This is a genomic window from Thalassobellus sediminis (assembly GCF_044386045.1).
Lineage (GTDB): Bacteria > Bacteroidota > Bacteroidia > Flavobacteriales > Flavobacteriaceae > Thalassobellus > Thalassobellus sediminis.
Window position 1 is genome coordinate 281,723 of the sequence record NZ_JBISCD010000039.1, and the last position, 13,532, is coordinate 295,254.

At 31.5% G+C, this 13,532-nt stretch carries 15 protein-coding genes; 4 read left to right on the plus strand and 11 right to left on the minus strand.

Going from position 1 to position 13,532, the window contains the following annotated elements; all coding sequences use genetic code 11:
* The first annotated feature begins 17 nt into the window (after positions 1–17).
* The 3 genes from ACH5TW_RS05980 to ACH5TW_RS05990 all read left to right on the plus strand — a co-directional run bounded on the left by ACH5TW_RS05980 (position 18) and on the right by ACH5TW_RS05990 (position 3,950).
* The gene (locus ACH5TW_RS05980) at positions 18–659 is read left to right on the plus strand and encodes a thiamine phosphate synthase (RefSeq protein WP_439335586.1); all 642 of its coding nucleotides are present in this window, start codon (positions 18–20) and stop codon (positions 657–659) included.
* 61 nt (positions 660–720) lie between these two features.
* Positions 721–2,907: an amino acid permease gene (locus ACH5TW_RS05985; protein WP_439335587.1), complete on the plus strand. Its 2,187-nt coding sequence runs from the start codon at positions 721–723 to the stop codon at positions 2,905–2,907.
* Positions 2,908–3,050: 143 nt separating this feature from the next.
* A complete protein-coding gene (locus tag ACH5TW_RS05990; RefSeq protein WP_439335588.1) occupies positions 3,051–3,950 on the plus strand; it encodes an EamA family transporter in 900 nt (299 codons plus the stop codon).
* 3 nt (positions 3,951–3,953) lie between these two features.
* Here ACH5TW_RS05990 and ACH5TW_RS05995 read toward each other — a convergent pair whose 3' ends face one another.
* From ACH5TW_RS05995 to ACH5TW_RS06045, 11 genes are all read right to left on the minus strand, one after another.
* Positions 3,954–5,267, minus strand: coding sequence for a DEAD/DEAH box helicase (locus tag ACH5TW_RS05995; RefSeq protein WP_439335589.1), 1,314 nt, complete (start codon positions 5,265–5,267; stop codon positions 3,954–3,956).
* 5 nt (positions 5,268–5,272) lie between these two features.
* Positions 5,273–6,613, minus strand: a complete 1,341-nt coding sequence (locus ACH5TW_RS06000; RefSeq protein ID WP_439335590.1) for a DEAD/DEAH box helicase — start codon at positions 6,611–6,613, stop codon at positions 5,273–5,275.
* Positions 6,614–6,789: 176 nt separating this feature from the next.
* Positions 6,790–6,981, minus strand: a complete 192-nt coding sequence (locus ACH5TW_RS06005) for a cold-shock protein (RefSeq protein ID WP_439335591.1) — start codon at positions 6,979–6,981, stop codon at positions 6,790–6,792.
* Between the two features lie 239 nt (positions 6,982–7,220).
* The gene (locus ACH5TW_RS06010) at positions 7,221–8,021 is read right to left on the minus strand and encodes a hypothetical protein (protein ID WP_439335592.1); all 801 of its coding nucleotides are present in this window, start codon (positions 8,019–8,021) and stop codon (positions 7,221–7,223) included.
* A gap of 78 nt (positions 8,022–8,099) precedes the next feature.
* Positions 8,100–8,444 (minus strand): 5-carboxymethyl-2-hydroxymuconate Delta-isomerase, encoded by a 345-nt coding sequence (locus ACH5TW_RS06015; RefSeq protein WP_439335593.1) that lies wholly within the window; start codon positions 8,442–8,444, stop codon positions 8,100–8,102.
* 60 nt (positions 8,445–8,504) lie between these two features.
* Positions 8,505–9,326, minus strand: a complete 822-nt coding sequence (locus ACH5TW_RS06020; protein ID WP_439335594.1) for an NAD(P)H-binding protein — start codon at positions 9,324–9,326, stop codon at positions 8,505–8,507.
* 25 nt (positions 9,327–9,351) lie between these two features.
* Positions 9,352–9,858 (minus strand): anthrone oxygenase family protein, encoded by a 507-nt coding sequence (locus tag ACH5TW_RS06025; protein ID WP_439335595.1) that lies wholly within the window; start codon positions 9,856–9,858, stop codon positions 9,352–9,354.
* A gap of 4 nt (positions 9,859–9,862) precedes the next feature.
* Complete coding sequence (locus ACH5TW_RS06030) at positions 9,863–10,264, minus strand: DUF5367 family protein (RefSeq protein WP_439335596.1); 402 nt, start codon at positions 10,262–10,264, stop codon at positions 9,863–9,865.
* A 91-nt stretch (positions 10,265–10,355) separates the two neighbouring features.
* The gene (locus tag ACH5TW_RS06035) at positions 10,356–11,210 is read right to left on the minus strand and encodes a helix-turn-helix transcriptional regulator (protein ID WP_439335597.1); all 855 of its coding nucleotides are present in this window, start codon (positions 11,208–11,210) and stop codon (positions 10,356–10,358) included.
* Between the two features lie 32 nt (positions 11,211–11,242).
* Positions 11,243–12,040 (minus strand): hypothetical protein, encoded by a 798-nt coding sequence (locus ACH5TW_RS06040; protein WP_439335598.1) that lies wholly within the window; start codon positions 12,038–12,040, stop codon positions 11,243–11,245.
* 18 nt (positions 12,041–12,058) lie between these two features.
* The gene (locus ACH5TW_RS06045) at positions 12,059–12,601 is read right to left on the minus strand and encodes a DUF4251 domain-containing protein (RefSeq protein ID WP_439335599.1); all 543 of its coding nucleotides are present in this window, start codon (positions 12,599–12,601) and stop codon (positions 12,059–12,061) included.
* Positions 12,602–12,710: 109 nt separating this feature from the next.
* Here ACH5TW_RS06045 and ACH5TW_RS06050 point away from each other — a divergent pair, with 109 nt between their 5' ends.
* The gene (locus ACH5TW_RS06050; protein WP_439335600.1) at positions 12,711–13,529 is read left to right on the plus strand and encodes a DUF1853 family protein; all 819 of its coding nucleotides are present in this window, start codon (positions 12,711–12,713) and stop codon (positions 13,527–13,529) included.
* Positions 13,530–13,532 lie beyond the last annotated feature (3 nt).

Sequence of the window (13,532 nt, forward strand, 5' to 3'; positions counted from 1 at the left end):
TCTGTAGATATTAAAATATGATTATACCTAAATTGCATTATATTTCACAAGGTAATTCTCCTAAAGAGCACCTAGAAAACATACAAAAAGCATGTACATCTGGAGTAGAATTGGTACAATTACGTTTAAAAAATGTTTCAGAAAAAAAGATTTTAAAGATAGCTGAAGGAGCTAGTGAGATTACATCACATTTTCAAACAAGATTAATAATTAACGGTCATTATAAAATTGCGAAAATTATTAAAGCAGATGGTGTTTATTTAGAAAAAAATGACACCTGCCCTACCATAGTGAGAAAACATTTGTACACTTGGCAAAGTATTGGAAGTACAGCTAATACTTTGCAAGATTGTGAAGCTTTAATTGGTAAGGAAGTTGACTATATTGGTTTAGGTAGCTTTAGAAATGTAACCAAAGAAAATTTGAGTTCTATTTTAGGTTTAAATGGGTTTATTGACATTACAGAAGCCTTAAAAACAGAAACACCAATTATTGGTTTTGGAGGTATTACGACAGATGATGTTAAAAATATATTAGAAACAGGTGTTTCAGGAATTGCTGTATCTGAAGCAATAACCCATAATTTTAATTCTATAAGAACTTTTAATCAATTGCTAAAAGCATCATCAACAGAAGAACAACGCCATACGTTTAAATAAAATAAAAAGATTAGCTATATTCACTTTCGCTTTTGCGAGTATTCCTTAGAAAGACCAAATAATGGACGAAAAAAAGAAATATAGAACATTTGAAGGCGTTTTTACGCCATCATTACTAACCATTTTAGGGGTGATAATGTATATGCGTTTAGGCTGGGTTGTTGGTAATGCAGGCTTATTTGGTGCTATTGCCATTATAATCATAGCACACGTTATTGCGGTTACTACGGGTTTAAGTGTTTCGTCTGTGGCATCAGATAAAAAAATTGGTGCTGGTGGTATTTATTATGTGTTATCTCGAAGTATGGGCATTCCTATTGGAGGTTCTATTGGTATTGCTTTATATGTTGGTACTGCTTTTTCTATTGCTTTATATTTGGTAGGGTTTGCCGAAAGTTTAAACGGTTATTTTGGCTTTGGAATGGCTATTAATGATATTCGGTTAACTGGTACACTAGCCTTAATATCACTTACCGTTTTAGCTTTAATTAGTACGTCTGTTGCTCTAAAAATGCAATTTTTTATTCTGGCAGCTATTGTTATTTCGTTGATTTCTGTTTTTTTGGGAAGCAGTGATTATGCTCCTGAAACCTTACATTTATTTTCTGATGCAAGCTCAGTGCCTTTAGAAGTGGTATTTGCAGTGTTTTTTCCAGCTGTTACAGGGTTTACAGCAGGAATTGCTATGAGTGGTGATTTAAAAAATCCGAAAAAATCAATTCCTCTAGGAACCTTATCGGCTATTGGTGTAGGCTTACTAATTTATATTGCACTAGCTGTTTTTATTGCTTTTAGCGTTAATTCTGAAGTCTTAAAAACAGATTATAATTTTTTAATGAAAATAGCCCTATTTGCTCCAGCTGTGGTAGCAGGAATTTGGGGAGCTACCTTATCGTCGGCTTTAGGTGGTATTCTTGGTGCTCCTAGAATTTTACAAGCCATGTCTATAGATAAAGTAACGCCTAAACTATTTGGTAAAGGAAAAGGGAAAAACGAAGAGCCAGTAAATGCCTTGTTTATGGTGTTTATTATTGCTGAAGCTGGTATTTTAATAGGTGAATTAGATGTTATTGCGCGCGTGGTTTCTATGTTTTATTTAACGGCATACGGGTTTATAAATATTTCTTATTTTCTTGAAAGTTGGGCGAATCCAGATTTTCAACCGTCATTTAAAATTAAACGCTGGATTGGTTTACTTGGTTTTATAGCTTGTTTTACAGTTATGTTTAAACTAGATATGATGGCTATGATTGCTGCCTTTGCTATTGTAGCAGCCTTGTATTTTGGATTACAACGGAAGGAAGTCAAGCTACAGTCTAATGATGTATGGCGAAGTGTTTGGGAAAATGTAGTTAATAAAGGTTTAAAAAAAATAAATGCGCAAGGTGATGATGCAAACCCAAATTGGAACCCTAATATTATATTATTTAGCGGTCAAAGTAAACATCAATCTTACTTACTAGAGTTGTGTAAATCGGTTTCAGGAAGAACAGGCATTGTTACCAATTTTAAACTTATTGTAGAAAAAGATAATTTTAAGCCATTAAAAAGAACAGAACAAATTGTTAGAGATGATACCTTTAGCGATCTTGGTATTTTTGCACGACAAGTAAAAGTTGATAATATATATAATGGTATTACTAATATAGCTACCACTTTTGGCTTTTCAGGTGTTGAGCCTAATACCATTATGATGGGATGGCCAAAGGGTTTAGAGAATTCTGAGGAATATTCTAAAATGACTCAAACCTTATTACATTTAGATTATAATTTATTGTATCTCGATTTTGATAATAAGACAAAGTTTGGAAACTATCAAACGGTAGATTTATGGTGGCGAGAAACTGATAGTAAGAATGCTGAAATGATGTTGAATATTGCTAGATTCATCATTGCATCTCCTAAATGGAGTCATACTAAAATTAGAGTCTTGTTTTTAAATAATAACAATGTTGATAGAGATATTATATATTCAAAAATTGATGAACTCGTTGATAATTTAAGAGTGAATGTAGAAATAAAAATTATCAACAATGCTGTAGAGCAAGAACCGTTTTATAATATAATATCACAGTATTCTGCTAATACAGATTTAACTCTAATTGGTATTCCTAATTACAAGATTGAAAAGCAAGCAGAATTTGTACTTAAAACGAATAATTTATTTGAAACCATAGGTTCTACCCTATTGGTAAAAGCAGCTAATAATTTTAATGTTCTCGATTTAGATTTTATTAAGGATTCATAGTGCTATTTGATTATTAAAACTTGTTTTTCAGCGAATTAAGTATTCAAATGTAATTAGACTTCAAACAAACTATTTCAAGCTTCAAAATAAATCAGAATTCAGTATAAAATTATAATACGCGTATTAGTATCTTCGCGCGCATTATGTGGATGTATCTCGGACTTTTAGCGGCTTTATTTTTAGGATTACATAACTTATGTAAAAAACATGCTGTACAAGGAAATGAAGTGTTTCCTGTGCTTTTAGGAACTATTTCATCTGGATTTTTATTACTTCTCCCCTTTTATATAGGTTCTGTATTCTACCCAGAATACATGATTAAGATTCAGTTTTATATTACCAATATACCATGGGAAACACATGGTTTTATTTTTATAAAATCTGCTATGATGGCAGCTTCTTGGTTATTAGCATATCAAGCCTTGAAACATTTACCAATAACTATTGTAACACCTATAAGATCGGCAGGTCCTTTTTTCACCTTTATTGGTGCTATTCTTATTTATCAAGAAAAGCCTAGTTTTTGGCAATGGATAGGTTTCTTTCTTATTATTTTCTCCGTACTGTTATATTCTAAAATAGGCAAAAAAGAAGGCATTCATTTTAAAAGAAATAAATGGATATTTGCTATTATAGGCGCTACCTTTTTAGGGGCTTCTTGTGGTTTATACGATAAATTTTTAATTCAGAATTTAACCTTAAACCCGCAAACATTACAATTCTGGTTTTGTTTATATACCGTACTTATTTTACTGGTTATTATGACAGTAATCTGGTTTCCTAAACCAGAAAAACGACACGCTTTTAAATGGCGTTGGTCAATCCCTTTAGTTGGGGTTTTACTGCAAATTGCAGACTACTTTTCATTTAAAGCTTTACAAGACCCAGAAGCTTTAATTATGTTACTTTCAGCTATTAAACGTAGTCAGTTAATTATTGCAGTCGTCATAGGAGGTTTGATTTTTAAAGAACAAAACAAACGAAAAAAATTAGTGCCATTAGCGGGTATAATGTGTGGTGTGTTTTTGATTTTGTATACATAAAGCTTACAAAATAGTAACTCTTACCTTCTTCTTTTTTAAGCGCGTATTATTTAATTTTTCTACCAGTTCTTCAGCTAGTGTTAACGGAATGCCTACAAAGGCACAATCAGGTTTTAATTCAATCGTTCCTAATTGATCTTTGTTAAGACCACCTTGTTTAAAAAACATGCCAGCAATATCTCCTTTTGAAATTTTATCTTTTCGTCCGCCTGAAATAAATAAGGTTTCCCAATACTGTGGTTTGTGTGGTGCTTTTTTAGAAATATTAATGCCATTAACATTTTTTATAAATTCAGGTAATAATTGATTTTCCCATTTTAATATATATGCGGTTCCTTTAGCATTAACTCTAGCGGTTCTACCGTTTCTATGAATAAACTCTTCTTCATGGCGAGGTAATTCATAATGAATAATATAATTCAGTTCTGGAATATCTATACCTCTTGCTGCTAAATCGGTTGCCACTAATACTTGGCAGGTACCGTTTCTAAATTTTATTAAAGCACGTTCTCTGTCTTTTTGTTCCATACCACCAGAAAAGCATGCATGACTCACTTTATTTCGTTTTAAAAAACGACTCACTTCTCCTATGCTATCTCTTAAATTACAGAAAATAATCCCTTGTTCGTTGCCAATATGTTGCATCAAACCCAACAAGGTTTTTAGTTTATTTTTGTCTGGAGACACCACTGTTTTAATGGCTAACTTCGATTCTTTTTTTGCTTTTAAATAGTTGATTGTAGTTGGCTTATCTAATCTAACAAAACCAGGAATCGCAACACCCTGTGTTGCAGAAGTTAAAATACGCTTATTTACACTAGGAATTTGACCTATAATTGCTTTCATTTCTTCCTCAAAACCATCTTCTAAAGACTTGTCAAATTCATCTAAAATAAGTGTTTTTATACTCGCTTTAGAAAAGCGATTGCTATTAAAATGATCTAATATTCTGCCAGGTGTTCCTATTAAAATAGCAGGGTTGTGTTTAATTTCAATTTTATCTTTAGACATGGGTCTACCTCCATAAACCGCATTAACTTTATAACCAGAACCCATAGAGCGAATAACCTGCTCTATTTGAATGGCTAATTCTCTTGAAGGCACCAATATTAAAGCTTGAACTTCAGTAGAATCTAACTTTAAAGTTTTTAATAATGGTAAAGAAAATGCCAATGTTTTTCCTGTGCCTGTTGGCGATAATATAATCGTGTTTGTTGTTGTTTCAATAACAGAAACAGCTTCCTCTTGCATAGGATTCAAGGCTTCGATATTTAATTTCGTTAAAATATCGTCTTGAGTTTTTATTGGGTTTGCCATACTATTTATTTCTTCTTTTTCTTTTTAGACACTTCTGGTTTAGGTACCACCGTACCCGTTTGCGCTAAGTAATTTGCTAATATTTTATCTACGAGCTCCTCTTTTGTTAAATGATGAAAGATCGTTTTTATTTTTGCTTTAAAATCTTCTGAAACTTCACGATTAGGTTTGGTTTTAAATATTTTTTTAGCCCATAACAAGCCATTGTTTTCTTCAATACTCTGTGCATCCGCTTTTTCAAAAGTTTTAAAAACAATGCCTAATTCTTCTTCAAAATCAGCAATATCAACAACTTCTTCTTGTTGCAATATGGTTAATGAAAGCCCCTTTGCTCCTGCTCTGGCTGTACGTCCGCTTCTATGTACATAGGCATCATAGGTGTCTGGCAAATGATAATTAACAACGTATGCTATATCTTTTACGTCAATACCACGCGCTGCTAAATCGGTCGCCACTAAAATATCAATATGGCCATCTCTAAATTGTCCCATAATTCTATCGCGAATACCTTGCGATAAGCTACCATGTAACGCACCAGACGAGAATTTATTAATAGCTAAATTTTTTGCTAATTTATTAACGGCTGCTTTGGTTTTACAAAATATAATACCACGTTGCCCTTCTTTCGTATTTAAAAAATGAAGTAATACGTCTAGTTTTTCTATTGGTTCTACAACCACATATTGATGATCGATTCCTTGATGACCTACAGTCCCCATGTCTGCTTCAATTTGTACGACATGTTTCGACATGTAATTCTGCACCAATTGCTTAATGGCTCCAGGCATTGTTGCAGTAAACAATAATGTACGTCTCGATTTTGGTATGCTTTTAATAATAGTATCCAAATCTTCTTTTAAAGCGCTCACCATTTCATCGGCTTCATCTAACACTAAATACTTTAAGTCTTTAATGTTGATGGCACCACGTTTTACTAAATCGACTAAACGTCCTGGTGTTGCCACTACTATTTGTGTAGGTGTTTTTAAACGTTCTATTTGAGGCTTTATAGGAATACCTCCGCAAACAGCAGCCACAGAAATAGCTGGACTATTGGTAGTAAACGACACTAAATTAGCGTGTATTTGGTGTCCTAATTCTCTTGTTGGCGCTAATATTAAGGCTTGCACCGTAGTATCTTCCGTATTTATTAACTGTAATAAAGGCAATCCGAAAGCTGCCGTTTTACCAGTTCCAGTTTTGGCTAAAGCAACAACATCTTCTTTTTGTTTCAATACAACAGGAATGACTTTTTCTTGAATATCTGTTGGAACAGAAATTTCTAAATCGGCTAAACTTTGTTGTAATGAAGGATGGATTCCTAAATCAGAAAATAATTTTGACATAACGTAATTTTGTGCAAAGATAATGACACTTTCATAGGGAACCGTGTCAATTGTTTATTATTCTATTTATTGGTTTCGATTGCGCTCTAGCTGACAATGTGCTACAATTAAAACAAGACATAAAAAAAAGCCCATCAATAACGATGAGCTTTCTTTTAAACTTGAAAGTATATGTATTAGATAACTTTTACGTTCACTGCGTTTAATCCTTTGTTTCCTTCTTGAAGATCGAACTCAACAACATCGCCTTCGCGAATCTCGTCAACTAATCCAGAAATGTGTACAAAATGATCTTTATCTACGCCTTCTTCAGTGATAAATCCGAATCCTTTAGAATCATTGAAAAATTTTACTGTTCCTTTACTCATTGTAATGTAATTAAATTTATAATATTTATTGATTTGCAAAGGTGATACCATTTATTGGACATACAACATATTAATTCACTTATTTTCAATTCATTATAATTCATACAATATTTAAGGTGTTTCCATACTGATTTTAGGTTCTATAATTTCAATTAATGATCAAGATCCTAATACTTGTTCTAGTAAATTATATTGTAGTATAAAATATTGAACTTTAATGATTGAATATAGTTAATAGTTTAGTTTAAAATAAAATCGTCTTTCTTAAAACCATTATTAAATTTGATGTCGCTAAATGTATAAACTCCAATAGGTATATAGCTTCCGTCTTTATTAGGCATGAATCCTTTACGTACCGTAGAAATTAAAATACCATCCACTTTTTCGTAAGTCAAAGTCATTTTTAATATTGGTTTGTTAATACCCCAATCTGGTAATGAGAAGAAAAATTGATCTACTAAATGCGTCTTTGGGTTAAAATATAAGATGTATTCATCGTTTTTTTCTTTTTTTGTAATATTAGCATCATATATTAAACTGACCTTATCATACGTGATATCGCCTACTTTTTCTGTCCCTAGATATTTGTAATTTGTACCTGGATCTTTTAATTTGTACATCATCGTAAACCAATAAAAATTTACTTTACGTAAAAATATAGTGCCACCAATAGCTTTGGCCTCTGTTATTGCTTGTCCATCTAAAGTTAATGCAGGTTTACCATCAACATATGATTGTAAAGCAATCCCTTTTTTACCAGGTAACACATTTAAATCATGTTGCACGTAAGACGCCCAAGAATGCTCGCCATGAAATATATGACGTTCTATTGATACATCTTTTCCTTTTTCAAAATTATCATATACATAATGAAATTGAACATCTTTTTTTGCTGCTAATGTTTTGTAACCACCGTTTATAGCAACCAAAGCATCTAATAATTCGGCTGATTTTGTATCTGTATTTTGTGCACTAACTGAAAGTGTAAATACGAGTGTTACTAGAAAACTGGTAAGCGTACTTTTAATTTGCGAATTCACGTTTATAGAGGTTTTAAGTTAATAATTACTATAAAAGTCGTTATAAGTTCTAAAACTTACAGTTATACAAACTCTTTCTTATATCATTGCTTTATTGCAATACGTTGCCTTTTCAAAATCTCTTATACTCATTGAGATAATTGGAACGTTTGGAAACATAACTGTTAATGCTTCTATTATTTTTTTTGAAAGATTACTTTTTTGATCAACAGTGCGTCCTTCCATAATATTAGAAAATATATGAATGAAACTGTCTTTATCGTTCCCTATATTATAATATTTATATGGATTAATTCTGACCTTGATATCTCCTTTATCAAAAAGATTTGTAGATTCTGCAGTATCATACACGTTTTGCATAATATCCTTTGGAGATTTTAATGATGTTATATTTTCTGAACAATCTATTATAAAATGTGGCATGATTACTTTTTTAAAGTTTAAAACTTATTATACTCTTTCAGAATTTAGACGTATTTATATTTAATTCCAAACACCAGTCGCTGCTGTCTCTTTTGCGTATTGACTAAAATCTTTTGGCTTTCTTCCTAAAACAACTTCAATATCGTTGGTGATTTCAGAATTAGTTGGGTTACCTAAAACTTCAGAAAATAAATATTCAATCAACCATATAAAATCTGCAGGAACCCCTTGATCTTTCATAGCTTTCACATAAGCTGACAAACTAATTGGAGTAAAGGTGATTGCTTTTCCTGAGGCAATAGAAACCTCTTGAATAGCTTCATCGAAATTTAAGAGCCTTGGTCCTGTTAGTTGATAAATTTTTCCATTATGCTCCTTATTTAATAATGCGGCTACAGCAACATCTGCAATATCATCTGTGTCAACATAAGGAACTTTAGCTTCTGCTTGTGGTAATGCTACAAATCCTTCTAATATAGATTCTAGAAAAAAGCTTTCGCTGAAATTTTGATTAAACCAACTTGCGCGAACAATGGTATAATCTAATCCTGAATGAATAATTACTTGCTCACAAAGCTCTGCTTCTCTTTCACCTTTTCCAGAGAGTAATACTAGCTTTTTTATCCCGCTACGTTTTGCTTGTTTTGTTAGTTCTTCTATGGCTTCTAATGCTCCTGGAACTGCTAAATCTGGCTGAAAAGTGATATACACTTTATCCATGCCTTGCATGCTTTCTGACCATGTATCAGGATTACTCCAATCGAAAATAGGTGTTGCAGATCGGGAACCAACGCGTACATTATGCCCCAGATGATTTAAATTATCGACTACTTTACGACCTGTTTTTCCTGTTCCTCCGATTACTAAAATGTTTTCTTTCATGATTTTGTTATTTATTTATTATTGTTTAAATATTGTTTTTTGTTATTTGAATAAGGCTCATTATGAGTACTATAAATGATGCTATTGCGCTTAATGTTCTAATGAGATGAAATTGATTCCACTTGACTTCAAAGTTATTTCGAAGAGTTGTTAATTCTTCTTGAGATGCCGTTAGTAAATCTCGGTTATCTAGCATTTCATTTAGAGGTACGTTTCCAAAAATGGTAACTAATACAATTCCTAAGAAGTATACTAATACCGCTAAACCTAAAGGCCAAATAACTGAGCTTGAAGTGTTTTTGAATACAAACAAATTGATGATTCCTAGTATAAAAGGACCAAAAAACACTATAAAAAAAATGGGGTTTAAAATGGTTCTATTCATTTGTTGAAAGGACATTAAATACCCGTAATCATCTAGTCTTCCAATACCAGGGGTAATGGCATTAGCCCATGTAAAACACAAGCCTGCTGATAATCCTGTAAGTACTACTAATAAGCCTAAGCTTATATGTTGAAAAGTAAATTCCATAATCTTAAAGTTTTGATTTTATATGTATTGGATAAACACGCGCATAAAAATATAATGCTGCTACTATTAGAATTTCGAAAGCGATGATCCAGAAATCTAACGCAGTAAAAAAACTAAAGTGACTGCCTCCATTTGGTATAACATAAAGAGGCACCGTAATAAGTGCATCTAATGCAGCAGCAGTTATAAGTATGGTCTGCCCTACTTTAAGTCCGTGAGTGTTTTGATCCTTTTTGTAATAGAAAGCACAAGCAAACCATACCAAAGGCATAATGGTAATAAACAAGACTACGTTTGCCTGTGTATCTGCATTTTCTAAAATTGGAATGGCATATGAAATTGAATATAAAAGGAATGCAATTGTCCAAAGAATGATTCCTGTTAAAATGGCTCGTTTTGTTTTCATGTCTTTTTATTTAAAAGTTACATGGCAAAACTATAGCGTAAGCAAAAAAAGGATTTGTTTTAAAAGGAGGAAGAGTTGTTCGAAAAGGAGCTTACTTGATTTGACTAGGTCTGTAGCCAAACTTTTTTTCGAAAGCATTAGAAAATGAACTTAGGCTGTCATACCCAACATGCCATGCAGCTTCCTGAACAGTAAACTCTTGGTTTCTTATCATTTTATGAGCCATTGTAAGGCGTTCGTTTTGAAGATATTTAAATACTGGGACACCAAAAAAGGCTTTGAATTCTTTTTTTAAAGTAAACGTATTTAGCCCAATTTGTTTTGAAATTTCATTTAAAGAAGGTGGATTATCTATGTTTTCCAATAAAAGATCTTTAGCCTGAATCAACTTTTTACGTTCGAGTGATTTTATTTTCTCAGTTTTTAAAATTGCTAATTGCCCAAAATAATGAGAAAGTAAGGTGGTGATTTGACTTCTAAAAAACATCATTTTAGTTATTCCTTTATACTGAATATTGAAAAGAGAATCTACAATATGATGCATTTCGGGTGTCATTATAAATCTAGGTCCTTCAACATAATGATCAGAAGGGTTTACAAGCTGACTTAACATATCTCCAAATAATTCACCTTCATGATTAGGAAGTTTATCCAATAACTTAGTAGTTGTAGTAATTAAAACGCATTGCAAGGATTTATCTGCAGAAACTGAATGCTCAAATTCTACGTTTTCATCTGCATAAAAGGAAAGTGCTAATCCTTTAGTTTGCTTATAAGATTGTTGTTTTTCTCCATACTTGATATTTAAATTGACATTTCCAGAACCGTAAAAAGCTACAGCAATAAGCGGCTCATCAAAATAGCATGAATCTACTGTAGGTATACTAGCTTCAGCTTCTTCAATTAAAATAGTAAAATCATTTATGTCTATAATGTCTCTAGTCATAAAACGTATTTCAAAATATTACAAGATTTAAATTAATATACAGTAAAATATCCTGTTGTTAGTATGTTTTTACCTGCCCATACTTCAACACGATAATTTCCAGGAGACCAATAGGAATAGCTTTCACTATAACCATAGCCATTCCATAAATTAGCTACTTGCCAACTTTTAGGAACTAGAAATTCAAGTTTTGGCGAGCCTAAAAGTGTGCCATCTGGGTTAAAATATTTTAGAGTGAAATCGGTTGTAAAATCGGTTTTATTGTAATTTGGATTAGCAAATTTTATATTAGTAAATACCTTTCTTGTATTATTTCTTGAGAACCTATTAGTAAACACTTTATCTTCAGGCGCTTTTTCTCCTCCTTCGAAAAAATTAATCTCTGAAATTTCTCTTACAACTTTTCCGTCAGTAATATAAAATGATGCAGAACCTATTTCATAACCTTTAATACTAGCTTTAACATAATATTTTCCTGTTTCCCATATTCCTGCTTTATCGTACCCAAAACTTCTAGCAACAAAAGTTTCACTCTTTGTTTTAGGAATAATAGTTTCAACATTTGTAGTACCAAATAATCGCCCATCTGCAAAATAATAATCTAATGTAATATTGATGGGGTTATCACTTTTATTATAAAGATCATTTTTAAGCTTAAAATAAGTACCTATATGAGTTGCTTCACTCTTAAAAAACGAATTTCTAAGCATACTTGTTCCTTCTAAATGCTCGTAAAATGCCATGTATTTAACCGTTACATTTTGTGAATAAACAGCAACAAGGCTATAAAAGAAAAAGTATAGAAAAAAGTAAATTTGTTTTCTTTTCATGCTGCAATATACTATTTTTTATAATTTAGGTTTTACTGCTCCAGTATAACGTATTGAAGTTCTAGATGAACCATTAAGCACCAATTCACTGCTTAAATTAGGACGAAGTTTTATGTACACATTAAAACTTTCATTATTACTTTTAGCATTAAATGTTATATCATAACTCTGGTTCTTGTTTTTTATGACTTTATAGTTTTTAATTAAACCGCTAAATTTTATAGTGTTATCTCCGCCTCCATAATCAATTTGAGTCTGACGTTCTCCAAAATATGGTAAAAAAGAAGTAATAGTGTCTCCAGAAATGGTTAAAAAATTTGTATTACCAATTAAATTTATATTTCCTGCTGAGTTACCTGGTTGTAAAATGCCAGAATTTAAAGCACGTTGCATCGCAACTGTTACTTGCGGATATGCCCAATCAGATTTTATAGTAAATTGTTTTTTTTCTATTAGTTTACTTAAAGCTTTTTTTTCAGCATCTGTAGTATTATTTTTAGATGTAGCACAGGAAATAAAAGCGAGTGTTATAATAAATAGATAGTAATTTATAAGTTTCATTTTAAATGATTATTTATACGATCTAAAATACAAAAGATATGTCGCATTTTTTATAAAAATAGATAGATTGTATTTTTTATCTAAACAAGAACTTATACTTTAGTGTTTCATGGATTTAAAATTGAAGCAAATACAATTACAATATCAAGGTTATTTTAATACACCATTACTATGGAAAACGCATGAGGTTTTTGGCTTAATGCAATTAGAAATAAGCAATCAAAGACATTTTGTTTTTAATGACATAATTCCTGATAATCTACGATTAGGAAAACGTGTAGAACGCTTTGTTAGTAGAGAACTTGAAAAGGATGACCGCATAGAGGTTTTGCTAGAAAACACTCAAATACAGAACCAGAAACTAACTATTGGAGAGCTTGATTGTATTTTAAAGTTTAATGAAACACCTATTCATTTAGAAATTATTTATAAGTTTTATTTGTATGACCCCACTATTGGAGCTACTGAAATTGAACATTGGATTGGACCAAACAGAAATGATAATTTACTAAAAAAAATAACAAAATTAAAAGAGAAGCAATTACCGTTACTATATAACGTACACACGAAACCGCATATAGATGCGTTAAATTTAAATACTGAAAGCATTTTACAACGAGTTTGTTTTAAAGCACAATTATTCATACCATACAATACAAGTGCGGTAGATTTTAAATTACTAAATAAAGGCTGCTTAAAAGGATTTTATATTCCTTTTTCTGAAATTGAACAATTTACTTCTTGTAAATTTTATATTCCGAACAAAGTAGATTGGTTATTAGAAGTTCAAACTCACGTAAATTGGTTGTCCTATACCTCATTTGTTGAAAAAACAACCATTTTAATAAATAAAAAAACAGCACCTTTATGTTGGATAAAATTTCCTAAAGGAGCTGTTCAAAAATTTTTTATTGTGTGGTGGTCTTAAACA